The organism is Cardinium endosymbiont of Oedothorax gibbosus (assembly GCF_936981045.1).
Classification (GTDB): Bacteria; Bacteroidota; Bacteroidia; order Cytophagales; family Amoebophilaceae; genus Cardinium.
Map to the genome: position 1 here is coordinate 200,727 of NZ_OW441264.1, position 23,895 is coordinate 224,621.

37 protein-coding genes and 1 other RNA gene are annotated in these 23,895 nt (G+C 38.9%); 36 read left to right on the plus strand and 2 right to left on the minus strand.

Annotated elements, in window-relative coordinates; all coding sequences use genetic code 11:
- Positions 1-24 precede the first annotated feature (24 nt).
- The gene (locus NBW36_RS00920; RefSeq protein WP_250238496.1) at positions 25-696 is read right to left on the minus strand and encodes a hypothetical protein; all 672 of its coding nucleotides are present in this window, start codon (positions 694-696) and stop codon (positions 25-27) included.
- Between the two features lie 342 nt (positions 697-1,038).
- On the opposite strand from NBW36_RS00920, the gene ssrA reads away from it, so the two are divergent.
- The 8 genes from ssrA to fabG all read left to right on the plus strand — a co-directional run bounded on the left by ssrA (position 1,039) and on the right by fabG (position 8,026).
- Positions 1,039-1,484, plus strand: a transfer-messenger RNA (tmRNA) gene (gene ssrA / locus NBW36_RS00925).
- A gap of 269 nt (positions 1,485-1,753) precedes the next feature.
- The gene (locus NBW36_RS00930; protein ID WP_250238497.1) at positions 1,754-2,311 is read left to right on the plus strand and encodes a ribosome maturation factor RimM; all 558 of its coding nucleotides are present in this window, start codon (positions 1,754-1,756) and stop codon (positions 2,309-2,311) included.
- Between the two features lie 704 nt (positions 2,312-3,015).
- The gene (rpmH, locus tag NBW36_RS00935) at positions 3,016-3,174 is read left to right on the plus strand and encodes a 50S ribosomal protein L34 (RefSeq protein WP_250238498.1); all 159 of its coding nucleotides are present in this window, start codon (positions 3,016-3,018) and stop codon (positions 3,172-3,174) included.
- A 21-nt stretch (positions 3,175-3,195) separates the two neighbouring features.
- The gene (rnpA, locus tag NBW36_RS00940) at positions 3,196-3,600 is read left to right on the plus strand and encodes a ribonuclease P protein component (protein WP_256465588.1); all 405 of its coding nucleotides are present in this window, start codon (positions 3,196-3,198) and stop codon (positions 3,598-3,600) included.
- A 150-nt stretch (positions 3,601-3,750) separates the two neighbouring features.
- Positions 3,751-5,895 (plus strand): SLC5/6 family protein, encoded by a 2,145-nt coding sequence (locus NBW36_RS00945; RefSeq protein ID WP_250238500.1) that lies wholly within the window; start codon positions 3,751-3,753, stop codon positions 5,893-5,895.
- 316 nt (positions 5,896-6,211) lie between these two features.
- Positions 6,212-6,628 carry a hypothetical protein gene (locus NBW36_RS00950; RefSeq protein ID WP_250238501.1) on the plus strand — a complete coding sequence of 139 codons (417 nt, stop codon included), beginning with the start codon at positions 6,212-6,214 and terminating at the stop codon, positions 6,626-6,628.
- Positions 6,629-6,865: 237 nt separating this feature from the next.
- Entirely contained in the window at positions 6,866-7,180 is a 315-nt protein-coding gene (locus NBW36_RS00955; RefSeq protein ID WP_250238502.1) for a hypothetical protein, read from the plus strand.
- 99 nt (positions 7,181-7,279) lie between these two features.
- Positions 7,280-8,026: a 3-oxoacyl-[acyl-carrier-protein] reductase gene (fabG, locus tag NBW36_RS00960; protein WP_250238503.1), complete on the plus strand. Its 747-nt coding sequence runs from the start codon at positions 7,280-7,282 to the stop codon at positions 8,024-8,026.
- Here fabG and fabD read toward each other — a convergent pair.
- Positions 8,019-8,894 carry an ACP S-malonyltransferase gene (gene fabD / locus NBW36_RS00965; protein WP_250238505.1) on the minus strand — a complete coding sequence of 292 codons (876 nt, stop codon included), beginning with the start codon at positions 8,892-8,894 and terminating at the stop codon, positions 8,019-8,021. The genes fabG and fabD overlap by 8 nt on opposite strands.
- A gap of 427 nt (positions 8,895-9,321) precedes the next feature.
- On the opposite strand from fabD, the gene rplC reads away from it, so the two are divergent.
- From rplC to rplQ, 28 genes are all read left to right on the plus strand, one after another.
- The gene (rplC, locus tag NBW36_RS00970) at positions 9,322-9,954 is read left to right on the plus strand and encodes a 50S ribosomal protein L3 (RefSeq protein WP_250238506.1); all 633 of its coding nucleotides are present in this window, start codon (positions 9,322-9,324) and stop codon (positions 9,952-9,954) included.
- A gap of 1 nt (position 9,955) precedes the next feature.
- A complete protein-coding gene (rplD, locus tag NBW36_RS00975; RefSeq protein ID WP_250238508.1) occupies positions 9,956-10,585 on the plus strand; it encodes a 50S ribosomal protein L4 in 630 nt (209 codons plus the stop codon).
- Positions 10,586-10,588: 3 nt separating this feature from the next.
- Complete coding sequence (gene rplW / locus NBW36_RS00980) at positions 10,589-10,876, plus strand: 50S ribosomal protein L23 (protein WP_250238510.1); 288 nt, start codon at positions 10,589-10,591, stop codon at positions 10,874-10,876.
- Positions 10,877-10,916: 40 nt separating this feature from the next.
- Positions 10,917-11,744, plus strand: a complete 828-nt coding sequence (gene rplB / locus NBW36_RS00985) for a 50S ribosomal protein L2 (protein ID WP_250238512.1) — start codon at positions 10,917-10,919, stop codon at positions 11,742-11,744.
- Positions 11,744-12,010: a 30S ribosomal protein S19 gene (gene rpsS, locus NBW36_RS00990; protein WP_250238514.1), complete on the plus strand. Its 267-nt coding sequence runs from the start codon at positions 11,744-11,746 to the stop codon at positions 12,008-12,010. The genes rplB and rpsS overlap by 1 nt, the downstream gene beginning before the upstream one ends.
- Positions 12,011-12,018: 8 nt before the next feature.
- Positions 12,019-12,405: a 50S ribosomal protein L22 gene (rplV, locus tag NBW36_RS00995; protein ID WP_250238516.1), complete on the plus strand. Its 387-nt coding sequence runs from the start codon at positions 12,019-12,021 to the stop codon at positions 12,403-12,405.
- Positions 12,406-12,432: 27 nt separating this feature from the next.
- The gene (gene rpsC, locus NBW36_RS01000; RefSeq protein WP_250238518.1) at positions 12,433-13,137 is read left to right on the plus strand and encodes a 30S ribosomal protein S3; all 705 of its coding nucleotides are present in this window, start codon (positions 12,433-12,435) and stop codon (positions 13,135-13,137) included.
- Positions 13,138-13,184: 47 nt separating this feature from the next.
- Complete coding sequence (rplP, locus tag NBW36_RS01005; RefSeq protein WP_250238520.1) at positions 13,185-13,610, plus strand: 50S ribosomal protein L16; 426 nt, start codon at positions 13,185-13,187, stop codon at positions 13,608-13,610.
- Between the two features lie 81 nt (positions 13,611-13,691).
- Positions 13,692-13,895: a 50S ribosomal protein L29 gene (gene rpmC / locus NBW36_RS01010; protein WP_250238522.1), complete on the plus strand. Its 204-nt coding sequence runs from the start codon at positions 13,692-13,694 to the stop codon at positions 13,893-13,895.
- Positions 13,896-13,900: 5 nt separating this feature from the next.
- On the plus strand, positions 13,901-14,155 hold the full coding sequence (gene rpsQ, locus NBW36_RS01015; RefSeq protein ID WP_250238524.1) for a 30S ribosomal protein S17: 255 nt from the start codon (positions 13,901-13,903) through the stop codon (positions 14,153-14,155).
- 3 nt (positions 14,156-14,158) lie between these two features.
- Entirely contained in the window at positions 14,159-14,527 is a 369-nt protein-coding gene (gene rplN, locus NBW36_RS01020; protein WP_250238526.1) for a 50S ribosomal protein L14, read from the plus strand.
- A gap of 3 nt (positions 14,528-14,530) precedes the next feature.
- Positions 14,531-14,878, plus strand: coding sequence for a 50S ribosomal protein L24 (rplX, locus tag NBW36_RS01025; protein WP_250238528.1), 348 nt, complete (start codon positions 14,531-14,533; stop codon positions 14,876-14,878).
- Complete coding sequence (gene rplE / locus NBW36_RS01030; protein ID WP_250239045.1) at positions 14,871-15,425, plus strand: 50S ribosomal protein L5; 555 nt, start codon at positions 14,871-14,873, stop codon at positions 15,423-15,425. Before rplX ends, rplE begins: the two co-directional genes overlap by 8 nt.
- Before the next feature lie 11 nt (positions 15,426-15,436).
- Positions 15,437-15,706 carry a 30S ribosomal protein S14 gene (rpsN, locus tag NBW36_RS01035; protein ID WP_250238530.1) on the plus strand — a complete coding sequence of 90 codons (270 nt, stop codon included), beginning with the start codon at positions 15,437-15,439 and terminating at the stop codon, positions 15,704-15,706.
- Between the two features lie 56 nt (positions 15,707-15,762).
- Positions 15,763-16,167 carry a 30S ribosomal protein S8 gene (gene rpsH, locus NBW36_RS01040; protein WP_250238532.1) on the plus strand — a complete coding sequence of 135 codons (405 nt, stop codon included), beginning with the start codon at positions 15,763-15,765 and terminating at the stop codon, positions 16,165-16,167.
- 11 nt (positions 16,168-16,178) lie between these two features.
- A complete protein-coding gene (gene rplF / locus NBW36_RS01045; RefSeq protein WP_250238534.1) occupies positions 16,179-16,730 on the plus strand; it encodes a 50S ribosomal protein L6 in 552 nt (183 codons plus the stop codon).
- Positions 16,731-16,779: 49 nt separating this feature from the next.
- A complete protein-coding gene (rplR, locus tag NBW36_RS01050) occupies positions 16,780-17,133 on the plus strand; it encodes a 50S ribosomal protein L18 (RefSeq protein ID WP_250238536.1) in 354 nt (117 codons plus the stop codon).
- Between the two features lie 5 nt (positions 17,134-17,138).
- Positions 17,139-17,654, plus strand: coding sequence for a 30S ribosomal protein S5 (gene rpsE / locus NBW36_RS01055; RefSeq protein WP_250238538.1), 516 nt, complete (start codon positions 17,139-17,141; stop codon positions 17,652-17,654).
- Positions 17,655-17,661: 7 nt separating this feature from the next.
- The gene (gene rpmD, locus NBW36_RS01060) at positions 17,662-17,841 is read left to right on the plus strand and encodes a 50S ribosomal protein L30 (RefSeq protein WP_250238539.1); all 180 of its coding nucleotides are present in this window, start codon (positions 17,662-17,664) and stop codon (positions 17,839-17,841) included.
- A 6-nt stretch (positions 17,842-17,847) separates the two neighbouring features.
- Positions 17,848-18,306 (plus strand): 50S ribosomal protein L15, encoded by a 459-nt coding sequence (rplO, locus tag NBW36_RS01065; protein ID WP_250238540.1) that lies wholly within the window; start codon positions 17,848-17,850, stop codon positions 18,304-18,306.
- Positions 18,299-19,591 carry a preprotein translocase subunit SecY gene (secY, locus tag NBW36_RS01070; protein ID WP_250238541.1) on the plus strand — a complete coding sequence of 431 codons (1,293 nt, stop codon included), beginning with the start codon at positions 18,299-18,301 and terminating at the stop codon, positions 19,589-19,591. The genes rplO and secY overlap by 8 nt, the downstream gene beginning before the upstream one ends.
- 155 nt (positions 19,592-19,746) lie before the next feature.
- Entirely contained in the window at positions 19,747-19,974 is a 228-nt protein-coding gene (gene infA / locus NBW36_RS01075; protein ID WP_114910315.1) for a translation initiation factor IF-1, read from the plus strand.
- Positions 19,975-19,985: 11 nt separating this feature from the next.
- On the plus strand, positions 19,986-20,102 hold the full coding sequence (gene rpmJ / locus NBW36_RS01080; RefSeq protein ID WP_243018400.1) for a 50S ribosomal protein L36: 117 nt from the start codon (positions 19,986-19,988) through the stop codon (positions 20,100-20,102).
- Positions 20,103-20,105: 3 nt separating this feature from the next.
- Entirely contained in the window at positions 20,106-20,483 is a 378-nt protein-coding gene (gene rpsM, locus NBW36_RS01085; RefSeq protein ID WP_250238542.1) for a 30S ribosomal protein S13, read from the plus strand.
- A 46-nt stretch (positions 20,484-20,529) separates the two neighbouring features.
- Positions 20,530-20,922 (plus strand): 30S ribosomal protein S11, encoded by a 393-nt coding sequence (gene rpsK, locus NBW36_RS01090; RefSeq protein ID WP_305883059.1) that lies wholly within the window; start codon positions 20,530-20,532, stop codon positions 20,920-20,922.
- A 181-nt stretch (positions 20,923-21,103) separates the two neighbouring features.
- Positions 21,104-21,712 (plus strand): 30S ribosomal protein S4, encoded by a 609-nt coding sequence (gene rpsD / locus NBW36_RS01095; RefSeq protein ID WP_250238544.1) that lies wholly within the window; start codon positions 21,104-21,106, stop codon positions 21,710-21,712.
- A 42-nt stretch (positions 21,713-21,754) separates the two neighbouring features.
- Positions 21,755-22,738 carry a DNA-directed RNA polymerase subunit alpha gene (locus NBW36_RS01100; protein WP_250238545.1) on the plus strand — a complete coding sequence of 328 codons (984 nt, stop codon included), beginning with the start codon at positions 21,755-21,757 and terminating at the stop codon, positions 22,736-22,738.
- Between the two features lie 55 nt (positions 22,739-22,793).
- Entirely contained in the window at positions 22,794-23,273 is a 480-nt protein-coding gene (gene rplQ / locus NBW36_RS01105; RefSeq protein WP_250238546.1) for a 50S ribosomal protein L17, read from the plus strand.
- Positions 23,274-23,895 lie beyond the last annotated feature (622 nt).

Consider the following 23,895-nt stretch of genomic DNA (forward strand, 5'->3'; position numbering starts at 1 on the left):
CTAAGGTTAGCCTAAATATAGGGATTAATATTTCAAAATAAAGATATTGTTGTACATTCGTTTGAATTGTGCAAGCTTTGCATCTGCTTCATATCGGGTTTTACTATGCCCTATAGTAACACGATAGTACTTTTCCCTCTTGTCGATTCTAGGTAAGATAAGGCAGACACCCAAGTTGTTTTTCATTAGCTGCTGCACCACTTTCATTGCAGACCATTTGTCTAAATGGTTGACCACCACTAGATGGTATATGCCCTGTGGTTCCTTTACTTCTTGATAGGTACCTGGTTTGACCAGTGACTTACTTTGTTTGGCTGCCAGCTGCTTTTGAGTCGCACTAATGCTTTTTTTTATTTTGTTGTTTTGTTTATGTTCAAACGTATTGGCCTCACAAACGGATGGATGGATTGTTGTATGAGCATTTGCACCCACTTCTGTTGAAGGCCTTATTTCGGAAGGCGATGGTTTACTTGTATCTGTGGTTTGGTCGGTAGTGGGCTTGTTATTGGCTGCTTGAGCACAAGATGTAGGGTTTTTTACTTCCTTAAAAAAGAAATTATAACTCACTTTGGCTGCGACAAGCAGGACGATTATACCTACAATAACCAGCAGGCGCCATGTAACTTTTTTTTTAGGCAGTGCTTGAAAGTCTGGTTTGGGCAACCCAAATTTATGATCCGTAAAGTTGGTAGACATACTAAAAAAATTTTGAATACAACTGAATGAAGCAAATTGCAGAATAGGTTGTGGCTGTATCCGCTAAAGCAATTATAATAAATTTCTAGAAAAAGTAGTGGATATGCTATTTTTTCTCCATAAAAAAGTAGCTAAAAAATCAGGCCCTCATGCAAAAAGTAGGGCCAACCCTAAAGATAGAAAGAAAATCAGTTTGGTTGGGTCCCGCAGAGCGGCTGCTGATTTTCTATCTTTAAGGGGTGGCCTTTCTAATCGCAACTTTTTACAAAAGGCGCTTTTTTGTTCGGCTAATAAAAAGTATTATATTTAACCATACTTATATGAATTAAGCTAAAACAGATTGGGGTTGACTGGAATTGACGGGAAGGTTAAATCCAATGTAAGCATGCGAGGTGTTGTAAGTATTACCTCTTAAATATAAAACTTACACAGTGCATAAACGGCAACTTAGCTGTTATCAATCCTCGCCGTTGCAAATTTGTTGCGCTTCGACGAGAAGAAGATGAAGATGAAGGAGAAGGCGGCGAATTGCTTCTGGCTGCTTAATCGATAGATTAAGGGGGATTTGTCCCGCTGGTTTTTGTTCTATGGGATCAGCATAGGGGCATCGATGCATAGGACTAGTGTTGCTAGGTGCGTGATGGCGACATAAGCAATAACTGCGCATAAGCGTAACATCAGGTGTGTGGCTGACCTTGGTTGCGCCGACAATAAACAGTGACTAAGCATGTAGAAAGCGTTGCGATTGTCTTGTTCGGACGAGGGTTCGATTCCCTCCAGCTCCACATTACGAACAAAATGCCTCCTTGTACAAAAGGTTACGTATGGGAAGTGTTCCCCTGAATAGTCTCAACTTAAGGCAAGTATGTTTTATTGCATCTGTGTGTATAGACCGCTTGTGTGGCGCTTTGCTGATCGTTGATGCTGATTTTCCAAATTTAAGGTAGCCTTGTAGCCATTTTTTTATCAGCGCTTGATTCTTTATCCACTTTTTGATCAAGCAAAAAGTGAGATAAAAATTCTTTTATCAAGCAAAAAGCAGCAGACCAGTTCCTTTATGGCCTTGTATCCTATAGAACTTTTTTACGAATCCATTCAAAATGAGCAATATTTCCAAATTGGTGCATTTAAAAAGCCCATTGGAATGGAAGGGGGCCTAGTGGCTTCATTTTTATATCCGTTAGATCATGCTGAGCTATTAAAATTACCCGCTCTATTTGTAGAAATAGATCATGCAAAAGTACCTTATTGCATTAAGCATATTATAGCTAGGGAGGCTAAAACGATTATACAATTAGATCTTATCCAGTCTAAAACAGAGGCTTATGCGCTCTGCAATCTACCCCTATTTCTGCCAGTAGCCCTTAAACCGGAATGGATAAAAACTACGCTGCCGTATAGTTTAGTAGATGGTTTAGTAGAGGAGGTTGTATTGGGTCAGCTTGGCAGTATACAAGCTATATATTGTGTACGAGACCAGTATATGATGGCTATTGACCATCATGAAAAAGAGTTATTGATTCCCTATTCTAAGCCATTTCTGGTAAACGTTAATGAAGCACAAAAAAAGGTTACCGTACAACTTCCAGAAGGTTACTTAGAGGCTATGTTATAACGTAAGTTCGGGATTTATTTGACTGATTTACAACAATTTAATATCAATTATTTAGTTAATATTTGCACCTATTTAACAAGTTTTTATATCTAATTTTATAAATATAATATATATAATAAACTGATTATCAGAATTATTTGTTATTAAACTACCTATTTAACTGTCTATAAAACAAATTTTATAAATTTTCATTGATATTGATTATCAAATGAAAAAATAATCTAATCCCGAACTCAGGTTTATAGTTTTTGCTCCTATCGATTCAACATGGTATCTGTTCAAAAAACGCAGCCATTTAGCCTTCTGGCAACATAAAAGAAGAAAAAACGTCCCTTGTAAAAAGTTTCGATAAGCTTTTTGCACAAGGCTTGATTTTTCGCTACTGCTTTATCAAGAAAAAATAGGGTGCAAATTCCTTTGATCAAGCAAAACGTAGCATGCAAATTCATTTTCCCGAAGGGATAGATAGAATAATTTGGATTCTACTGTAGATTTACATACCTTCCCAAAGCAAGCCTTGGCGCATTGTATCGTATTGGAATGCGAGAGCATATGAGTATAGATTAGTCCCCAACTGGTAAATTGAGCGGGGTTGCGTTGCTATTTATAAGCCAACAAATTTTCAATGCTGGTCCGTTTATAACAGTAAAGAAATAATAAAAATAAAGGTTTTGTTTGCCTAAATCTAAGATTATTAATGCACTATGAAAAGAACATTTCAACCATCACTTAGAAAAAGAAGCAATAAGCATGGTTTTAGGGAGCGTATGTCAACTGCTAATGGCCGTTCCGTATTGGCTAGAAGACGCGCCAAAGGAAGAGTCAAATTAACTGTTTCTGATGAACCTAGGCACAAACGTTAATATTGCCTTCCGCTACTGGTTATGCGACAAAACAGCCTGCCTAAGTGCAATAAGCTAGTCAACCGAAAGCATATAAAAATGCTTTTTCAGGAGGGGAGCGTTTTTAAGCTACCTGCCTGCAGTATCTTTTACCTAGAAAAAAGGAAGGAGCTATTGGTATGCAGTCAAGTTCTTTTTACTGCTTCTAAACGGCACCTTCGTGCTGCTGTGCAACGTAATAAAGTGAAGCGCTTGCTTAGAGAAGCCTATCGAACCAATAAATATATATTGGAAGATGCTTTGTTTACTACCCGTTCTAAATTTTTCTTTTTAATAGGATATGTGTATACTGGGAAAGAGCAAGAGATCCAATATCCTATTTTAAATAGGGCTGTTCTTAGATCGTTGCAACATTTTAGCACTTTGCTGGATCAAGAACTATCTTAAGAGTTTTTCAATAGCACCTATTGCTGTTTCGTATGGTTTTAATAATTGATGGATGGGTCCTTCTGTTGCTTATATGGAAAATTTAACAGGTGACTGTGGGGTAGATCTTTATACAGACACATTTTTGTAGTAATAATTACAGAGTTGACAATGCATTTAGACAGTCTTATTTTTGTCCCTTTTTTATTGATCAATCTATTGGTTAGCATCTGTGCGATTAAGTATGCTGGTATCCAAGCTACTCGCTTTACTACAGCCCATATTATAGCGGCTATTCTAGTCATAACCTATGGAGGGGAGGTGTTGTGTCATTCACTCCATATAGATAGCTTACTAAGCTTGACAGGTAGCGCGATGAGCTATTTTATAATAGGCATCTTGCTGGTATATCGTTTACATCTTTTTTTAAACAATTGCTCAGTAGCAGAAATAATGGGGCGACTCTATGGCAACTCTATTCGAAAAATTGTGGCCATATGTGGTATACTACATAGCGTTTCGGTAGTTGCCATGCAATTCAAACTACTTGCAATCGCTATGTGCTCGTGCTTTACTATTCAAGCACACTATAGTCTGCTTATAGCAGCGCTCCTTATAATGAGTAGTATGGGATCCAATAACCTACAATTACTGCCACTAATACGTGTAATACGTTGTACAATCTTTGGCATATTGCTCTCCATCATTGCTTGGATTTTATGGAAATGCATGGTAAACCAATATAATGCTGATCAGGCTAGCCTTGCTTTAGCCATGAAACGCTCTTGGAGTAGCTTGATGCATACTCATGCTGCTCCACTGGACTATATGGTTTATTTGACTGCTTTTGCGATACCCGCTTTTTACCCTGCTCAGGTAGCCTCTATTTTAATGGCTAAAAATGCCACCCAAATAAAGTGCTCTTTTAATGGTGCCGGTTTCTTTTCATTAAGCATAAACTTGCTTTTGCTATGGATTGCGCTGTTGACACAAAAAAATTCTAGTAGGTTGATGCTATCGGCTATTCCCTTAAGCACTTTTGATGCCTATCTAGGCTTAAAAGGGTTATTTATGATAGGCTTTGCTGCTTTAATCAGCTCTACAGCAGGTGCAAACTTGCATGCAGCTACTGGTTTAATGACTAACGACCTTCCCGATCTGTTTAAATGGATTAAAAAACCTATTATCTATCGGTTTATGGTAGGGGTGATGGCAACGCTGCTTGAACTATATCCTAAAGACCAAATGCTATGGATGACCATTATTTTATTTAAAACGTTTGTAAGCCTACCATTACTACTTTCTTTAATCGGCATTTCACTGCATCCATACACCGTTTTAATAGGTATGCTAACGGGTGGGATAACTACTATGGCGTGGTGCTGTTTTGTACCTAATGTAGGTATGAATGGGTTACTCCCAGCCATTGTGATGAATCTACTCAGTATGATGGTTGTCCAATTTTTCAAGGGTAAACAGAGTGCAGATCAACCTTACTTAACCAATAGCTTGGCCCAAGCACCAGTACCTAAACGGCTATCATTATGGAAACGGTTGGCTCAACATGTCTGGATTAAGAAATTTAATCTTTGGGATTATCTTCAAAAACAATTGCCTAAGGATAACCTACCGTATATACTTTTTAGTTTTTATATTCTCTTGACAGGTTATGGTTCTTTTTATACCTTCTCCAGTAATCCCATATGGTATGCTAGATTAGAAGCGTTTATCCTTTTGCCAAGCCTCTTTGTTGCCACATTTTTTTTAGTGTATGTCTTCATTGCACCCCAACCATATGTCCGTAAAATTGTGTCCGTAATATGGCCATTAAGCTATGTCTATTTTCTTTTCTTAGTAGGTACTGGCATCGCTATGCTTAGTAAGTTCGCGCATTTACATGACATCATTTTGATACTTAACCTCTGCTTATCTATCTTTCTTACTCCATTGATTGTGCTATTGTTTGAATGTATAATGAGTGGTATAGTGGTGTGGATAGTGCTCCACTATATAGATGGTAATAGCATATTGATAGATTGCTTCTTAGACCTGAATCTAAATATTGTCTATGCAATATTTATGCTATTCGTTTTAGTGGGTGGCTTTTTGTACCATAACAAGGGCTTGAATAAACGCTCATCCATGATACAAGCATTAACTAGTGAACAAAAGGAGCAAAATGCAAAGCAATTTTTTAATAAACAGCAAGTAGAAGCACTTGCTTATGAAAGCAGCTATATCATATCCCAATTGAATAATCAACTGATTCGTCGCTTAGAGCCATCAGAGGTTGGATTAGCATTGATCAACTATTAGCCGAATGTTTTGATGCTATAGAAATTAGAAATATATATGATGCGCCATATGTAATAATGCATACAAAGCACCTCTACATACAGTGTGCTATAGAAAGTATAAAAAATTAATTATCAGTAGTTTATACTCCTGTAACGCACATGAATCGTTACATAAAGCTCAAAGAAAAGATATCTCTCTATATATAGATGATACACAGTTGGGTTATTGACTAACCCTTTTACAGGGTAAACTACAAAAAATAAATGCAATCAGTTTTGTCATCACAACTGCAGCACGGTTGCCTACCATACGCTCCATCTATAAGGTGGCAGAAATGGCAGACATTCAGATCTTAAATGAAAATGAAGAAAGAATAGATTTGGAAAATCAACATATTGTGCATGCACATTACGGTTACTATGAGCGGTTCTGTTCCGAATCAGAAATCACCCATTTATACGTGATACCTGTAAATGTAAAAGAAATTACTAACGCATTTGCTACACTTTCGCCTGTCGTCTATACACAAAGGATGGCATTGGACCCAATAAGTATCAAAGAAGAAGCAACTTTTTTAGATACAGTTAAACAGAAAAAAGGCGTTAATCTGGATGCAGTTATCGATGCACTGCAATTGATTAAAGTCTATTATGCCACACAAAGAAGAAAAACAGGCGAGCTATTTTACTTGCATCCCATGGCGGTAGCTTCTATTTTATTGACTATAAACATGAGTTCGGGATTTATTTGACTGATTTACAACAATTTAATATCAATTATTTAGTTAATATTTGCACCTATTTAACAAGTTTTTATATCTAATTTTATAAATATAATATATATAATAAACTGATTACCAGAATTATTTGTTATTAAACTACCTATTTAACTGTCTAATAAAACAAATTTTATAAATTTTCATTAATATTGATTATCAAATGAAAAAATAATCTAATCCCGAACTCACGTTATAACGGAAGATTCTAGTGTGATTATTGCTGGTTTAGTCCATGATATAGTAGAAAATACGCCTTTTACAGAAGCAGGCTTAACGACCCTATTTGGCGCTTGTATTACACAGATTGTATGGGCTGCAGCGCGCTTAGAAAAAGAACTACCCAGCCAAAAAGCTGATAATGCAAGAACCATTTCTGGCCACACTGTAGAAAAACAGATAGAAAAAGTAAGGTTAATCCAAAAATTTTATATACCACTAGCAGCGCAATTGCAACTAGTCGATATAACCCATGAATTGCAGTTACATACTGAAAAGGTTTTAAATCTAGCTATGCTAAAGGATTAGTGGTTTATTGTAAACCATTCATTAATATAATGGATGATCCACGAAATGATTGTATTTTGCAACATATAATATTAGGGTCATTCGGTAGCGTTTTGTATTATGCATCTAAAAGGGAAAAAAATATTTATTACAGGTGCTTCACGGGGCATTGGGAAAGCGATTGCACTTAAATTAGCAGAAGCAGGAGGCGATATTGCTTTTACCTATTTCGAATCTGATTTGGAAGCAGTACAAGCTACAGAAGCGGCATTACGCGCCTTTGGTGTAGAGGTAAAGAGCATTCATGCAGATGCCTCTGACTTTAATGCTACCCATAAAGTAGTAGAGGATGTGGTAGAGGCATTTGGTGGATTAGATGTGTTGATTAACAATGCGGGTATCACTAGAGACAATTTACTACTACGCATGTCAGAAGCTGATTGGGATGTGGTATTGAATGTGAATTTAAAATCTGTTTTTAACACAGTGAAAGCATCTATAAAAACCTTTCTCAAGCAGCGCAGTGGTTCTATTATCAATATAGCCTCTATTGTAGGCATTAGGGGCCATACCGGACAAGCAAATTATGCTGCTTCCAAGGCTGGTATGATTGGTTTTACCAAATCCATTGCTTTAGAGCTAGGAAGTAGAAACATACGTGCCAATATTGTTGCTCCAGGCTTTATAGCAACTGCTATGACAGATCAACTTGAGAAATCACTACAGAAAGAATGGATGCAAAAGATTCCGCTTAAGCGCGTGGGGCTTTCAGAAGATGTAGCCAATTGTGTACGCTTTTTAGCTTCCGATGCGTCAAGTTATATTACAGGGCAGGTCATTCAGGTTGATGGTGGTTTGCTTACATAGCACCAATGGATAGTGCAGCAGCTATTTTTCGGGTTAACCCTTGTAAAACAGTTCCTGGGCCACATTCAATGCATTCAGTAATACCATCTTCCACCATATGGCAAATCGTTTTAGTCCAAAAAACAGGTGCAATCAACTGTTGCAGTAAGTTGGCCTTGATGGTTTGGGGATTGGTCACAGGCTGTCCGGTAACATTTTGATAAATGGGGCAGATCCCCTTAGAAAAGGGAATAGAGGAGAGTACCTCTGCAAAACTTTCCTGAGCATGCGCCATCAGCGGAGAATGAAATCCTCCTTCTACTTGCAATGGTATGACTTTCCGCGCACCCGATTTGATTAAAGCTTCTACAGCCAACGCCACGCCTGACTGGCTTCCAGAGATAACCAATTGGCCTGGACAATTATAATTAGCTGGTACAACGATTTCTTGTGTAATCTTTGCGCAAATTTCTTCAACTACTTCATCCCTTAGACCGAGTACAGCGGCCATTGTACCAGGGCAAAGCTGACAGGCTTTTTGCATAGCTTTAGAGCGGACGGCTACCAAATGCAACCCATCTTCAAATGGAATCACTTCACTGGCCACTAAGGCCGCTATTTCACCTAAAGAATGGCCCGCTACAGCTGCTGGATGAAACGCATCACTCACAAAAGCAGTAACAACCGAATGTAAAAAAATAGCAGGTTGCGCAACTGCAGTTGCTTTTAATGCTTCCTGAGAACCTTCTAGCATCATTTGCGTCAGATCCATATCTAAAATTCGATCAGCTGTTTCGAACATTTGACGTGCTGATCTGCTATGGTGATAGAGCACTTTGCCCATTCCTACATATTGACTCCCTTGACCAGGAAATAAATAGCCTTTCACAGGCATAAATTTAAATTTGTAATGTAACCCATAGTTGCTATATAATTTTTATATATTGAAAGTCTGTTTATAACTTATGTAGCGGACTGTACATATTACGAAAAAGCACGCGCCTTGTAAAAATTTGCAATTAGAAAGCGCAGCTTTCAGCAGCCTTTTATAAGGCGCGTGCTTTTATTTTTTGCCCAGCATGTACATAAATATATAGTTTAGGTTTATAACGTACTACTAACCTAGCTACTATTTTTCTTTGTTCGTTAATTTTTATATATTTGAGTCACACGCACCCTGGATGTGGTGGGGTTTTAAGGTGGATCGCTTGATCCGGCTTAGATTTTTATTTAAACTTGCCCTCTCGCTATATATCCTTTCTGGTTTTTTTTGCTAGTTTTGGAGCGATCGAGTGGGTACGATTAATGTTTAAGTGATGATTGGAATCATAGGAAAGAAGATTGGGATGACCAGTCTTTATGATAGTAAAGGTCAAAAGAAGGCATGTACCGTTATTCAAGGAGGTCCTTGTGTGGTGACACAGCTTAGAACAAAACCTATAGATGGGTATCAGGCGGTTCAGTTGTCTTATGGCCATAAAAAAGAAAAGAATACGGTTAAGCCCCTTATAGGCCACTTTGCCAAAGCTGCTACTACCCCCAAGCGAAAACAAGTTGAGTTTAGGTGTGATGATGAGGAGTTGTTCCAGCAGATGGTATTGGGTCAGGTGATGCGTATAGAAGATGTTTTTCAGGAGGGTGAGTTTATAGATGTGGTGGGCACATCCAAGGGTAAGGGCTTCCAAGGTGTTGTAAAGCGACATGGTTTTAGTGGGGTAGGCGGACGTTCCCATGGTCAACACAATCGAGAAAGGGCACCCGGTTCTGTTGGTGCGGCTTCTTTTCCATCCCGTGTATTCAAGGGAATGCGTATGGCTGGAAGAACAGGTGGCCATAGGGTTAAAGTGGCAAACCTTCAAGTGATCAAGGTGTTGCCAGAAAAAGATCTGATCGTACTCCATGGAGCAGTCCCTGGTGCAAATAATGGTTATGTAATTTTGGAGAAGTAAAATGAACCTATCAGTATTAAAATATACAGGGGAAGAGGCGGGTCGTTCTATTGTATTGCCAGAGGAGGTTTTTGGTATTGAACCAAATGATCATGCTGTTTATCTGGATGTAAAGTCTATTCTGGCCGGTCAGCGTCAAGGGACCCATCAGGCAAAGGAGCGTGGTGCAGTAAGTGGTTCTAGAAGAAAAATTAAGAGACAAAAAGGTACAGGTACGGCTAGGGCTGGTGACATCAAGTCGCCTCTGTTCAGAGGAGGAGGTCGTATTTTTGGTCCAAAACCAAGGGATTATAGTTTTAAATTGAATCGTAAGGTAAAAAAATTAGCCAGAAAATCTGCATTTACCTATAAAGCTAAGGCAAACCATATCTCCATTTTAGAGCCCTTTTCTTTTGATGCACCAAAAACAAAAAATTACTTAGGCATGCTACAAAACTTGTCTTTTTTTGATGAAAAGACATTATTGATCTTACCCAACGCAGACAAAAATATTGTGCTATCCAGTAGAAATATCAAGCAAACAAAGGTGCTTTGTGTGGATCACGTCAATACCTATGACCTGTTGCATGCAAAAAAATTGTTGATTATGGAGAATGCAATAGCACCTATAGTAGAAAAATTGACTCAATAACAGATGAGCATCCTAAAGAAACCTTTGGTAACCGAAAAAGTATCGGCACTTAATAAGTATGGTGTGTATGGTCTAATTGTAGATAGTCGTGTAGATAAGCACCAGATACGAAAAGAAATCGAACGCTTTTATGGCGTTACAGTGGATAAAATTAATACCATGCGTTATGCTGGTAAACCCATAACGCGGTATACCAAGTCCTGCGTAATGAAAGGGAAAAGGCCTTCCTATAAGAAAGTACTTGTAACGCTTAAGGCAGGGGATGTTATAGATTTTTATAGTAATTTCTAACCTTTTGCATTGAATTTTATAGCTGTTAGTTGATCTAGTTATGCCATTAAAGAAACTTAATCCAACCACCCCCGGTCAGCGTTTTAGAATAGCGCCAGATTTTTCTACCGTTATTACGGCTCGTAAACCGGAGAAGTCACTCTTAGTGAAGACCAAGCGCACAGGTGGTCGGAATAATCGAGGTAGAATCACCGTTCCGCATAGAGGGGGTGGACATAAGCGCCGTGCCCGTCTTATTGATTTCAAGAGAAGGAAATTTGGTATTCTTGCATTTGTGCACGCTATTGAGTATGATCCTATGCGTACGGCATACATAGCCCTATTGCATTATGTAGATGGTGAAAAAAGCTACATTATAGCACCGGAAGGGCTTAAGGTTGGGGCTAAGGTTGTAGCAGGTTCAGATGTCCCAATAGATTTAGGAAATGCTATGGAAATGAAGGATATTCCATTGGGAACGATTATTCATAATATTGAGCTAGCACCTGGGCGTGGCGCTGCACTAGCCAGAAGTGCTGGGTCTTATGCGCAGCTGCTTTCTAAAAGTGGCAAGTATGTGGCCATTAAATTGCCTTCTGGTGAAAGGCGTTTGGTATTGGGCCATTGCATGGCTACTATTGGATCTGTTTCCAATAGTGACCATGATAATGTTACCATTGCTAAAGCAGGCAGAAGCCGTTGGCTCGGTAAAAGGCCGCGTGTCCGGGCAGTTGTAATGAACCCTGTTGATCACCCAATGGGTGGTGGCGAAGGCAAGGCCTCTGGAGGTCATCCTAGGTCTGTTAGAGGGTTATATACAAAAGGTAAAAAGACCCGAAATCGCAATAAATATTCTGCTAGACTGATCATTAGTAAAAAGAAAAAATAATGGGTAGATCTATAAAAAAGGGACCCTATGTGGCGCATCATCTACAACGTAAGATAGATATACTCAATCAATCCGGTAAGAAAACGGTAGTTAAAACCTGGTCTAGGCGGTCAACCATTACGCCAGATTTTGTAGGCCATACCCTTGCGGTGCACAATGGTCATAAGTTTATTCCTGTTTTTATTACAGAATCAATGGTAAGTCATAAGGTAGGTGAGTTTGCCTTATCAAGAAATTTTAAAGGCCATACGTCTAAAAAAAGATAATTTGAACTATGGAGGCAACTGCAAAGTTAAGAAAACTACCTATATCTGCGCGTAAGATGGGGCGATTGGTGGCGCTTATTAGAGGTAAAGGCGTGGTTACATCATTAGCTATTTTACAGAGCAAGCCACAGCAGGCTGCTGTTCAACTTAAAAAACTCTTGCTTTCTGCTATTTCAAACTGGCAGAATCATAATGGAGTGGATTTGGAAGAGGTGCCAATTTTTATAAAAAAGATAACCGTGGATAGGGCAGGTATGCTCAAAAGAATTATGCCCGCACCAAGAGGTGTAGCGCATAGAATTAGAAAAAGATCTAGTCATGTTGTTATTGTGGTAGATAGCGCAACCAATTTTGCTGCTGTCCCGCGTGAGATCGTTTCAAGTACAACTACCTAGCCACACTATAGATGAAATAATACTACAATGGGTCAAAAAGTTAATCCCGTCGGCTTTAGAGTTGGGTTTATCCGAAAGCCAGATTCTAGTTGGTTTGCATCAAAAGCCTCCTATGCAGAAAAGTTAATGGAGGATGAAAAAATACGGGTCTATCTAGATGCTCGAATGGCTAAAGCCAGCGTTGCTAGAATTCTTATAGAACGTGCGGGCAAAAAAATTACCGTTACCATTCGAACCGCTCGCCCAGGCATTGTGATTGGCAAGTCGGGAGCGGAAGTCGATAAGGTAAAAGAGGAGCTCAAAAAGCTCACTAAAAAACAAGTTGCACTCAATATTGTTGAGGTAAAAAGACCAGATTTGGAAGCTAGGTTGGTTGCCTTGCAAATTGCACAACAGATTAGAGGTCGTATGCCTTATAAGCGCGTGGTGAAGCAGTCTATAGCTGCAGTGATCCGTGCCGGTGCGCAAGGTGTTAAGATGAAGGTTTCCGGTAGATTAGATGGTGCTGAAATGGCTAGGTCAGAAGCGTTTAAAGAGGGTTCTGTGCCGCTCCATACGCTTCGTAACGATATGGATTATGCGGCCGTTGAAGCCCATACCATTTATGGTAGAATAGGTATTAAAGTTTGGATTTCTAAAGGTGATGTTGCGGTCCATCGTGCACAACGTTCAGCAAGCAAAGCAAATAGGATAGCAGAGAAAGCCATCGCGCCTTCTAGAGAACGGAAATAGCTAGATGCCCCTTACCATGATGTTAACTTTTGTATTAAATCACTAAAATGTTACAACCAAAAAGAGTACGTTACAGAAAAACGCAGAAGGGGAGAATAAAGGGCTTATCTATGAAGGGAAATTCATTAGAATTTGGTACCTTTGGGCTGAAGGCCCTAGAACCTTCCTATATTACTGCTCGGCAAATTGAAGCCATGCGTATTGCCATTACAAGAGAAATGAAACGGCAAGGGCAGGTTTGGAGTAGAATCTTTCCAGATAAACCCCTAACCAAAAAACCAGCTGAAGTAAGGATGGGTAAGGGTAAAGGTGCGCCAGATTGTTTTGTAGCGGTTGTTAAGCCTGGTAGAATTCTCTTTGAGTTAGATGGTGTTACTAGGGAAGTAGCAGAACGTGCCATGCGTCTTGCCATCCATAAGTTACCTATTAAGGCAAATTTCGTAGTCCGAAGGGATTATCATCCAGCTGCATAGGTTCGATGGGTCGCATGGCATGTAAGGTGGTTTGCCTATGGCTAGGTGCTATATTAGGTGGATGTTCAATAAGTTTTTAAAATGAAGTACAAAGAGATTCAGTTGCTTTCTTCTCAAGAACGCAACGATAAGTTAAAGGAAACGTTGGATTATTTAGTAAAGCTAAGGTTTGCCCATTTGGTCTCTCCCATTGAGAATCCTATGAAAATTAGGGGAACAAGAAAATGTATTGCAAGACTAAAAACAGCTCGGAATAGTTGCCTGAAGCAACCATTAGAATTGTAATCACCATGCTGAGAAATAGAAGAAAAGAAAAGGTAGGAAGGGTCATCAGTAGCAAGTCCTATAAGACCATAACCGTTGTCATGGATACCAAGGCCATACACTCCGTATATGGTAAGTTTGTCAAAACGGCCACCAAGTTTATGGCACATGACGAGGAAAATACTTGTAGTATTGGTGATCTGGTGAGAATTATGGAAACGCGTCCTTTAAGTAAAAAGAAGCGATGGAGGCTGGTTGAAATCATAGAAAGAGCTAAATAAAAGATGATACAACAGGAATCAATACTAAAAGTAGTCGATAATAGTGGCGCAAAGACAGCCCTGTGTATTCGCGTGTTGGGTGGAACGCGTAGGCGGTATGCCCATGTTGGTGATAAAATTGTAGTAACCGTAAAGACGGCTAACCCTTCTAGTGCGCTTAAAAAGGGCACCATTTCTAAAGCTGTGGTGGTTCGTACTCGAAAGGAAGTAAAGCGTAAAGATGGTTCTTATATTCGCTTTCAGGATAATGCTATTGTGTTAATTGAAAACAACAATGAGCCCAAAGGCACAGGTGTTTTTGGGCCAGTTGCTCGAGAAGTTCGAGATAAAAAGTTTATGAAAATAGCTTCTTTAGCTGATGAAGTACTATAAAGCATGAAGAAAACAATAAAAAAGAATCTCAAGATTCACATTCGAACAGGGGATCGCGTAAAGATTTTGGCAGGCAAACATAGAAATGAACAGGGGACTGTTGTAAAAGTATTTCCCAAAGCATACCGTGCCATTGTCGAAGGTATGAACATAGTCCTCAGACATGTAAAGCCTTCTCCTGAACGTCCTACGGGAGTCATTCAGAAGCAACCGTCTCCTATTCATATCAGTAATCTCATGTTAATTGATCCAATAAGTGGGGGCGCTACTCGTGTGGGAAGAAAGCATAATGCATCCGGTAAGCTCCAGCGGTATGCTAAAAAAACAGGAAATTTCATACAAAATGTTTAAGCCTAGATTACAAGAAAAGTATTTTTCAAAAGTTATTCCCTCGCTCAAAGATCTATTTGGGTATAAATCTCCTATGCAAGTCCCTAGATTACAGAAGATATGTATTAATCAAGGATTAGGTGATGGTGTATCCAATAAAAAATTAATCCAGCTTGGGTTAGAAGAGTTAACCGCGATTACTGGGCAATGTGCGGTACCTACCCGTGCCAAAAAATCAGTTTCTAATTTTAAGCTTAGAGTAGGTATGCCTATTGGTGTAAAAGTTACTTTGCGTGGCAAGCTTATGTATGAATTCCTGGATCGCTTGATATCCATTGCACTGCCCAGAATTAGAAATTTTTGGGGGATACGCACCACTGGATTTGATGGAAAGGGTAACTACAATGTAGGGATTCAGGAACAAATCATATTCCCAGAAATTAGCATTGATAAAGTCATTAAGATCAATGGTATGAATATAACTTTTGTTACAACTGCCCAAGACAATGAAGCCGCATTTCAGCTCTTGAAAGCTTTGGGAATGCCCTTTAATGTGGAGCAAGATTAATTTAAAAAGTTATGGCAAAAGAATCCGTCAAAGCAAGAGATAGGAAAAGAAGGTATTTGGCAGCCAAATATGCTGCTAAAAGGGTTGCATTAAAGAAACAGGGTAACTATATAGCACTCGATAAACTTCCTAAGAATGCCTCTCCGGTTAGATTGCGCAACAGGTGCAATGTAACGGGTAGAGCACGTGGATATATCAGAAAATTTGGTGTCTCTCGACTGGTCTTTAGACAGTGGGCTTTAGAGGGAAAGTTACCAGGTATACGGAAAGCAAGTTGGTAGTCATCTAACTATAAATGTGTATACCTATTTTTATTATTTGTTAATGTATAAGTACTATGACTACAGATCCAATAGCTGATTATCTTACTAGGATTAGAAATGCTATTCATGCCAGGCATAGCATTGTAGAAATCCCCGCTTCAAAAACCAAGACGAAGCTTACGGAGGTCTTGCAAGAAAAAGGATATATTCGAGGATATAAGGTGACCTCTAGGCCCAACAGCGTTCAGCCTATCATTAAAATTGCACTCAAGTATGATGCTTTTACAAAGCAATCTGCTATTGTAAAGTTGAAACGTGTAAGTAAGCCAGGCTTGCGTAAATATGCCACTTTTGCTGCTATGCCCAGTGTCATTAATGGATTGGGTATAGCCATATTGTCTACCTCCAAGGGCATTATGACAGACAAGGAAGCCCGTAAAATTCATGTTGGTGGTGAAGTGCTTTGTTATGTTTACTAAAATTAGGAAAAATGTCAAGAATAGGGAAGCAGCCCATTCATGTGCCACCAGGGGTTGTGGTAGAGGCAATGGATGGAGGGATTGTACAGGTTAAAGGTGTTAAAGGTGTGTTGCAACAGCGTGTTGATCCAACTATTATGGTTGAAGTTTCCGAAGGGTTGGTTAAGGTAGTACCAGTTGATCCTAAAAAGTTTAAAGCCTTTTATGGCCTTTATAGAGCTTTGATTCATAATATGGTGGTAGGCGTCAGTGTTGGGTTTAAGTGCACGTTAGAATTAGTAGGGGTTGGTTACAAAGCCAATGTCCAAGATAAATTGCTAGAGTTAAGTTTAGGCTATTCGCATGATATTGTTTTGGTTTTACCAGAAGAGATCGCTGCCACGACTGAGTTGCCTAAAGGCAAAAATCCATTGGTTCATTTGGAATCTATGGATAAACAACTGCTTGGTCAGGTAGCTGCTAAAATTCGTTCTTTAAGAAAAGTTGAGCCTTACAAAGGTAAAGGTGTTAGATTCTTGGGTGAGCAAGTGCGACGTAAAGTCGGTAAATCTACTAAGAAGTAACATATCAATATATGTTTGAACTATTTGGTATTTCTATATAGTAGAAAAGATGAAAGTGAAGGATAAAAAGGTAGAAAGGAGGCTTAAAGTTAGAAAAAGGATTAGAAAGCGTGTGCACGGCACATTGGCGCAGCCACGTCTCTCTCTTTTTAAGAGCAATACCTCCATGTATGCACAGCTTATTAATGATGACAAAGGAGAAACACTGCTCTCTTCTTCTCTAGGTAAGTTAAAGATTAGTAAAAATAATGTTTCGGGGGCATTGGTGTTAGGAAAAGCCATTGCTGAGCAAGCCCTAGCTAAGGGGATTGTAACCATTGTATTTGATCGTTCTGGCTATGTTTACCATGGTAAGGTCAAAGCGTTGGCTGAAGGTGCTCGAGCACAAGGTCTTAAATTTTAGTCAAAATGATATTAGGTGGTAAAAAACTCAAGGCCAGTGACTATAATCTTGAAGAAAGGGTAGTGGCCATTAAGCGCGTTACCAAGGTGGTTGAAGGTGGTCGCAGGTTTAGTTCCGCTGTGGTGGTAGTAGTTGGAAATGGTGATGGCATTGTAGGTTATGGGCTTGGTAAGGCAAAAGAGTTAACAGATGCAATTGCTAAGGGGGTAGAAGAAGCCAAGCGTAATCTTGTCAAAGTCCCTATTTTACGTGGCACTATTCCCCATGGGGCAACTGGTAAATATGGTGGTGGAAATGTCCTGATTAAGCCAGCAGCCTCCGGTACCGGTGTGATTGCCGGTGGCGGCGTGCGTATTGTTTTAGAAAGTGTGGGTGTTAAAAACGTTTTGTCTAAGTCTCAAGGTTCTTCTAATCCGCACAATGTCGTCAAGGCGACTTTTAAGGCATTGTTGCAACTGCGTGATCCTGTGACCATTGCTAGGCAGCGTGGTATCTCTTTAGATAAAGTCTTTAATGGATAAGGTTGTTATGGAACAAATTAAAATTACTCAGGTACGTAGTTTAATAAAACGTTCTAAATCCCAAAAAGCTACCATTAAAGCACTTGGATTGGGGCGGATTAATAAGGGTATTGTCGTTGAAGTTACCCCTCAAATATTGGGTATGGTAAAAAAAGTCAACCACTTAGTAGTTACAGAAAAGATATAATTGTTTATGGAATTACATACACTTAAGCCAGCAATAGGTGCTTTAAAGCATAAAAAGCGCATAGGTAGAGGGCAAGGTTCTGGTAAAGGTGGAACCGCTACTCGTGGTTATAATGGTGCACAGTCTAGATCTGGTTATAAAAGAAAGATTGGTTTTGAAGGGGGGCAGCAACCCTTGCAAAGGCGTATTCCTATGTATGGATTTAAATGTCCTAGTCGAATCGAGTTTACACCTTTGAATCTTTCTACTTTGCAAGTATTAGCCGAGAAGTATCAGGTTTCTTGTATCGATCATTTTTTCTTGATAAAGTATAACGTAATCGGGAAAAATGAAAAATACAAAATATTGGGAGATGGCGCATTAATCTTTAAGCTTTCTCTTGCTGCGCATCGTTGTTCAGCTGCTGCTTTACAAGCCATTCAAGATCTTGGAGGAGAAGTTAGTATATTGCCCATATATGAATAAACTATTTAAGGTTATTAAGGATATCTTTTTGATAAAAGAGCTTAGGATTCGTATAAGGAATACATTGTTCTTTTTGGTATTTTTCCGTATAGGAAGTATTATTGTTTTGCCGGGTATAGATGTAACGCAAATTTCTGGTAGCGCAAAGCGCGTATTTGGCTTGCTCGATAGTTTTTTAGGCAGTTCTCTTAACCAGTTTTCTGTTTTTTCAGTCGGGGTTACCCCTTATATTTCCGCCTCTATTATCATGCAACTTTTGTCCATTGCTTGGCCCAAAATTCAAAAAATACAACGTGAAGGCGAAATGGGCAAACGTAAAATTGCGCAAATTTCTCGCGTACTTACTATTTTTATTGCTATATTTCAGTCTTTTCAATATTTATTTATTGCTACAGGTAGCGGAAATGTTTCCATAAGTCGCACTTTTTTTATTTTTATTTCTATTATTATTTTGACCGCAGGCGCCCTATTTTGTATGTGGCTAGGAGAAAAAATTACAGATAAAGGTATTGGCAATGGTGTGACCATGTTAATAATGGTAGGTATTGTATCTGCTTTTCCCTCTGCCCTATACGAGGAAGCGGTCCACCGTGGTAGTAGGTCTATGTTTTTATTTGCATTGGAGTTATTCGTGTTGTTTTTAATTGTGCTTGCGCTAGTTGCTTTTACACAAGCCACACGTAGGGTTCCCATTCAATATGCAAAGCAATTGAGTACCAGTACGATATATGGGGGGAAGCGTCAGTATATACCATTTAAGCTCAATAGTTCAGGTGTGATGCCCATTATATTTGCCAATCTTTTGATTGTTGCTATTTCATTTTTGTTAGGTCTTTGGAAAGATAAATTTCTTTGGTTGGCCTATATCAGTGGCATGTTGCAAGATTTTACCAGTTGGTTATTTAACCTTTTGTTTGCTTTTTTCATTATTGTTTTTACATTTTTTTATACCGCTATTACGGTCAATCCTGTTCAAATAGCAGAAGATATGAAGCGTTCGGGTAGTTTTATTCCTGGTATTACTTCTGGCAATGCAACCGCTCGTTTTTTAGATGGTGTGTTGGATAAGATAACCCTTCCAGCTGCTATTTTCTTGGGAGTTATTGCTGTTTTGCCTGCTTTTGCCTGTATGGCTGGTTTAAGTTCATCTTTTTCTAAGTTTTACGGAGGCACTTCTTTGTTAATTATGGTCAGTTCTATATTAGAAATCTTTCAACAAATTGAAAGTTACTTGTTAATGCGTCGATATGAAGTAATTATTAACAAAAGGGTTGGCGTGAAGTGATTTTTTGAATCAAGTAGTAAGTACTGGGTATTCACAATAAATTTAGTATATTGGGCCTGGTTGGGTCTTTCTTTGTTATATGATGATGGTGCGCATCAGAGCAGCGAGGACGGAAGTAACTAAAATTAAGATAAAGTAAAATTAGATAAAATAATATGGCTAAGATACCTCCTATTGAACAAGGTGGAATAGTACAAGAAGCATTACCAAATGCGGTATTTAAGGTTGCACTTAAAAACGGCCATATCGTTAGAGCTCATATTTCTGGGAAGATGCGTAAAAACTATATTAGAATTCTTCCTGGTGATTCTGTTAGGATGGAGTTAACTCCTTATGATTTAACGCAAGCCAGGATAGTGCACAGATACAAAACAACCGAGTAGTTACGCTAATTATGAAAGTTAAAACATCTGTTAGAAAAAGAAGCGCTGATTGCAAGATTGTACGTCGCAAGGGTGTATTGTATGTCATCAATAAGAAGCAGCCTAAATTTAAACAAAGACAAGGGTAGTATATGGCTAGGGTATTAGGTGTAGATATTCCAGATAATAAGCGTGGAGAGATTGCGCTTACGTATATATATGGAATTGGTAGGAGTTCTGCAAATAAAATTCTTGAAGCGGTTCAAATGGATAAAGATCGCCGGGTGTCTACCTGGACGGATGATGAATTAAAAGCCATTAGGACGGCCATTCGTGGTGTATATAAAATAGAGGGAGACTTAAAATCTGAGATTCGGTTGAATATTAAGCGATTAGTTGAAATTAGGTGTTATAGAGGTCATAGGCATCAAATGGGTTTACCCGTTCGTGGTCAGCGGACCAAGACCAATGCTAGAACACGTAAAGGCAAGCCTAAAACCATTGCGAATAAAAAGAAAGCTACCAAATAAAAGCTACCTTTCTTTTAAATTTAAAGAAAGTCTATAGAAGATTATGATGAAGAATACGGGAAAAAATAAAGTTAAAAAAAGGGTTGTAAAGGTTGGTAAAGAGGGGCAGGCGCATATTCAAGCTACTTTTAATAACCTGATTATTTCGATTACAAATGAGGCGGGTCAGGTGATTGCGTGGTCTTCTTCTGGTAAGATGGGCTTTAAGGGATCTAAGAAAAACACACCATATGCTGCTCAAATCGCGTCAGCCGATTGTGCAAAAGCTGCCCATGAGTTGGGTTTACGGCGGGTGAATGTATTTGTAAAGGGGCCAGGGATTGGGCGTGAGTCGGCCATTCGTACCCTTCAAGAGCATGCTTTAGAAGTAGTTTCTATTAGAGATGTTACACCTCTTCCGCACAATGGTTGTAGGTCACCTAAGCGTAGGCGTCCATAAAATAGATCTCTTGTGCAACCTATTTCTGATGAGCAATTTTTAGGAGCAGTGCAGTCGAGCACTGCAGAATACTAGATGTATTTGAGGAGCATAGGTAAGCTTTGGTACCAAAATTGCCATTAGAAATTAAGTTTCGAAAGAGAGCTGATGGTTACTTATTTATATTAGAAGAAAATAGCGTATGGCAAGATATCGTGGTCCAAAAGCAAAAGTTGCAAGAAGGTATAATAGTCCGATATTTGGTTCGTCTGTTAATAAGGTGTTGCAAAGAAAAAGTTATCCGCCGGGGCAACATGGTAAAAGGCGTAAAAGACGTTCTCAGTTTGCGCTTCAGTTGGTAGAACAGCAAAAAGCAAAATATACTTATGGGATATTACAGCGTCAGTTTAAGAATCTTTGTGAAAAAGCTGCTAAGAGTAAAGGTATTACAGGTGAAGTCATACTTCAGCGGTTGGAAGCTCGCTTAGACAATACCGTTTATAGGCTGGGTATTGCTACTACGCGCGGGGAAGCAAGGCAGATGGTATCCCATGGGCACATTACCGTTAATACTGGAATAGTGGATATTCCTTCCTATACTTTAAAGCCTGGAGAAATAATAGGCATCACCAAGAAAGCAAAGAAAATGGCTTTGATTATTAATAATATAGCAAATAATCCATCTAATAAATATAGTTGGTTAGAATGGGATCCAACATTGATGGTAGGAAAATTCCTTGCTTTCCCGCAACGTTCTGAAATACCAGAAGAAATTAATGAACGAAGTATTGTGGAGCTCCATTCCAAGTAATGTTTCTATTGTTTCCTTGTTAAATCAAATTAAAGATTCTATATGTCGTCATTAGCATTTCAAATGCCCGAGAAGATATTTGTGGAGAAGGTTGATCCCTTACATGGCATTTTTAGTTTTCGTCCCCTTGAAAAGGGATATGGTACTACTATTGGTAATACACTTAGGCGGGTATTGTTATCTTCCCTAGAAGGGTATGCTATTGTTGCCATTAAAATTCCTGGGGTCCGTCATGTGTTTTCTACTATTGAAGGTGTACAAGAAGATCTGGTAGAGATTATTTTAAATCTCAAGCAGGTTCGTTTAAAGAAAGTTGCAGAAGGGGGTGACGATATTATTTCGATTCGGGTTAACAAATCTGAGTTTCGTGCAGGTGATATTGCTAAAGCTACTCCTTTTTTCGAAGTTTTAAATCCAGATCTACTGATTTGTACGCTTGATGCATCTGCCAGTTTTGATATAGAACTCCATGTGGTAAAGCATAGGGGCTATCTTTTAGCTGAGGAGAATAAACCTAAGGAACCAGTTTTAGATCTCATTGCTATTGATGCTATTTTTTCTCCTATTGTAAGTGTGCAATATCGTGTGGAAAATATGCGTGTTGGGCAGCGTACAGATTATGAACAATTGACCTTTGAAGTAAAAACGGATGGTTCCATTAGCCCGGAGGAGGGCATTAGGCAAGCGGCTAACTTAATCATTCAGCACCTCAATTTGTTATCTGGACAGGAAATTCCTGTGCAGTTGCCAGAGGATGAAATCGTTCAGCTGTTAGATGAAGAAACAGTAGCCATGCAAAGGAATCTCAAAACCCATATTAGTGAACTGAAGTGTTCTTCTCGTGTGTTAAATTGTCTTAAATCAGCAGGTATTGAGACTTTAGAAGATCTGGTCACGGTGAAAGATTTTGATACCATGAAATTTAGAAACTTTGGTCGTAAGTCACGTGATGAGATCGATCAACTTTTGGCAGAAAAGAATTTGAAAATTGGTATGGATCTCTCTAGGTATAAGTTAGATGGGTAGTTTTTATTTAAAGTTAAGGCATACAGTACATTTAAGGTCGTATTAGTACAAATCAATGAGGCATAGAAACAAAATTAATCGGCTGGGTAGGCCTGCAGGGCATAGGAAAGCATTGCTTATGAATTTATCTAAGTCGCTTATTATGCATAAGCGTATCGTTACCACTTTAGCTAAAGGCAAAGCGCTGCGCGCATTTATTGAACCTATTCTTACCAGAGCCAAGCAGGATACTACGCATTCTAGAAGAATAGTTTTTTCTCACTTTCAAGATAAAGAGCCTGTAAAAGAACTGTTTAATCATATTGCTGAAAAAATTGACCAACGTCCAGGTGGCTATACACGTATCGTTAAGTTGGCCAATCGTGCTGGAGACAATGCAGCTATGTGCATGATTGAATTAGTGGATTACAACGATATCTATACAAAAGAAACCAAGTTCATTAAAACAACACGACGCAGAAGAAAGAAAAGTACGTCTTCTGTTGTATCGGAAGTAGTTGCTGAAATAGATTCTGATAAAAAAGAAGTAGAATAGTAGTAATACGTATTGAATACATTGCTTGTTAAGATGGTTCTTAATGCAGCTAGTGATATCATTTTTGGTGCGGACTTCTGTAGGTTCTGTCGCGTTGTGTGTCGTAGAGAGGTATTATCATGAAAAAAAGTGATAATAAAAGCTTCGTATGAGATGAAAGAAGGCCCTTCGAGATCGGTTTTCAGTAGCAGGTCTCAAACCACCTTAGTCGGTTGTCATTAAGAGTGATGGTCGTGAGCGCATAAGGAAAAGCTAAAAATAAATTCAGCAGGTGTGAATTAGAAAGATGAATAAAAATGAACTTTTGTTGACGTGTCGAGAAGAACATACATGACATCAAAAGTGGAATAGAATGCGGTTCCATGGTAAGTCTATAATTTACCTGATTGCTGTATAGACGGTATCCCGCATAAAGAGCGCATGATTCTAATTTTGGCTTATATGAGGAACTACGAGAACCAGTCGTCTTGATGTTAAGGGAGACCCCCAAATAGAAAACACTATAAGGGATAGAGTACCGATACAAGGCACTGGGGCGGATCAATCTATAGTAGTGAAGAAGTTTCTGTAATGGCAATGGAGCGAAGGGATTGAGCTTAAACAGTCATTAACAATATACAAC

Excerpts from the sequence above, each read along its gene's own strand:
- rplC (WP_250238506.1), top strand. The coding sequence starts at position 9,322 with ATGATTGGAATCATAGGAAAGAAGATTGGGATGACCAGTCTTTATGAT.
- rplP (WP_250238520.1), top strand. The coding sequence starts at position 13,185 with ATGTTACAACCAAAAAGAGTACGTTACAGAAAAACGCAGAAGGGGAGA.
- rplB (WP_250238512.1), top strand. The coding sequence starts at position 10,917 with ATGCCATTAAAGAAACTTAATCCAACCACCCCCGGTCAGCGTTTTAGA.
- rpsM (WP_250238542.1), top strand. The coding sequence starts at position 20,106 with ATGGCTAGGGTATTAGGTGTAGATATTCCAGATAATAAGCGTGGAGAG.
- rpsN (WP_250238530.1), top strand. The coding sequence starts at position 15,437 with ATGGCAAAAGAATCCGTCAAAGCAAGAGATAGGAAAAGAAGGTATTTG.
- infA (WP_114910315.1), top strand. The coding sequence starts at position 19,747 with ATGGCTAAGATACCTCCTATTGAACAAGGTGGAATAGTACAAGAAGCA.
- fabG (WP_250238503.1), top strand. The coding sequence starts at position 7,280 with ATGCATCTAAAAGGGAAAAAAATATTTATTACAGGTGCTTCACGGGGC.
- rpmH (WP_250238498.1), top strand. The coding sequence starts at position 3,016 with ATGAAAAGAACATTTCAACCATCACTTAGAAAAAGAAGCAATAAGCAT.
- rplE (WP_250239045.1), top strand. The coding sequence starts at position 14,871 with ATGTTTAAGCCTAGATTACAAGAAAAGTATTTTTCAAAAGTTATTCCC.
- rplV (WP_250238516.1), top strand. The coding sequence starts at position 12,019 with ATGGAGGCAACTGCAAAGTTAAGAAAACTACCTATATCTGCGCGTAAG.
- rplX (WP_250238528.1), top strand. The coding sequence starts at position 14,531 with ATGAAGAAAACAATAAAAAAGAATCTCAAGATTCACATTCGAACAGGG.
- rpsS (WP_250238514.1), top strand. The coding sequence starts at position 11,744 with ATGGGTAGATCTATAAAAAAGGGACCCTATGTGGCGCATCATCTACAA.
- NBW36_RS00950 (WP_250238501.1), top strand. The coding sequence starts at position 6,212 with ATGGCAGACATTCAGATCTTAAATGAAAATGAAGAAAGAATAGATTTG.
- rplO (WP_250238540.1), top strand. The coding sequence starts at position 17,848 with ATGGAATTACATACACTTAAGCCAGCAATAGGTGCTTTAAAGCATAAA.
- rplN (WP_250238526.1), top strand. The coding sequence starts at position 14,159 with ATGATACAACAGGAATCAATACTAAAAGTAGTCGATAATAGTGGCGCA.
- rpsC (WP_250238518.1), top strand. The coding sequence starts at position 12,433 with ATGGGTCAAAAAGTTAATCCCGTCGGCTTTAGAGTTGGGTTTATCCGA.
- secY (WP_250238541.1), top strand. The coding sequence starts at position 18,299 with ATGAATAAACTATTTAAGGTTATTAAGGATATCTTTTTGATAAAAGAG.
- rpsE (WP_250238538.1), top strand. The coding sequence starts at position 17,139 with ATGATATTAGGTGGTAAAAAACTCAAGGCCAGTGACTATAATCTTGAA.
- NBW36_RS00945 (WP_250238500.1), top strand. The coding sequence starts at position 3,751 with ATGCATTTAGACAGTCTTATTTTTGTCCCTTTTTTATTGATCAATCTA.
- rpmJ (WP_243018400.1), top strand. The coding sequence starts at position 19,986 with ATGAAAGTTAAAACATCTGTTAGAAAAAGAAGCGCTGATTGCAAGATT.
- NBW36_RS01100 (WP_250238545.1), top strand. The coding sequence starts at position 21,755 with ATGTCGTCATTAGCATTTCAAATGCCCGAGAAGATATTTGTGGAGAAG.
- rplQ (WP_250238546.1), top strand. The coding sequence starts at position 22,794 with ATGAGGCATAGAAACAAAATTAATCGGCTGGGTAGGCCTGCAGGGCAT.
- NBW36_RS00930 (WP_250238497.1), top strand. The coding sequence starts at position 1,754 with ATGGCCTTGTATCCTATAGAACTTTTTTACGAATCCATTCAAAATGAG.
- NBW36_RS00920 (WP_250238496.1), bottom strand. The coding sequence starts at position 696 with ATGTCTACCAACTTTACGGATCATAAATTTGGGTTGCCCAAACCAGAC.
- rnpA (WP_256465588.1), top strand. The coding sequence starts at position 3,196 with ATGCGACAAAACAGCCTGCCTAAGTGCAATAAGCTAGTCAACCGAAAG.
- rpsK (WP_305883059.1), top strand. The coding sequence starts at position 20,530 with ATGAAGAATACGGGAAAAAATAAAGTTAAAAAAAGGGTTGTAAAGGTT.
- rplR (WP_250238536.1), top strand. The coding sequence starts at position 16,780 with ATGAAAGTGAAGGATAAAAAGGTAGAAAGGAGGCTTAAAGTTAGAAAA.
- rplF (WP_250238534.1), top strand. The coding sequence starts at position 16,179 with ATGTCAAGAATAGGGAAGCAGCCCATTCATGTGCCACCAGGGGTTGTG.
- rplD (WP_250238508.1), top strand. The coding sequence starts at position 9,956 with ATGAACCTATCAGTATTAAAATATACAGGGGAAGAGGCGGGTCGTTCT.
- rpsH (WP_250238532.1), top strand. The coding sequence starts at position 15,763 with ATGACTACAGATCCAATAGCTGATTATCTTACTAGGATTAGAAATGCT.
- rpmD (WP_250238539.1), top strand. The coding sequence starts at position 17,662 with ATGGAACAAATTAAAATTACTCAGGTACGTAGTTTAATAAAACGTTCT.
- rplW (WP_250238510.1), top strand. The coding sequence starts at position 10,589 with ATGAGCATCCTAAAGAAACCTTTGGTAACCGAAAAAGTATCGGCACTT.
- rpsD (WP_250238544.1), top strand. The coding sequence starts at position 21,104 with ATGGCAAGATATCGTGGTCCAAAAGCAAAAGTTGCAAGAAGGTATAAT.
- rpmC (WP_250238522.1), top strand. The coding sequence starts at position 13,692 with ATGAAGTACAAAGAGATTCAGTTGCTTTCTTCTCAAGAACGCAACGAT.
- rpsQ (WP_250238524.1), top strand. The coding sequence starts at position 13,901 with ATGCTGAGAAATAGAAGAAAAGAAAAGGTAGGAAGGGTCATCAGTAGC.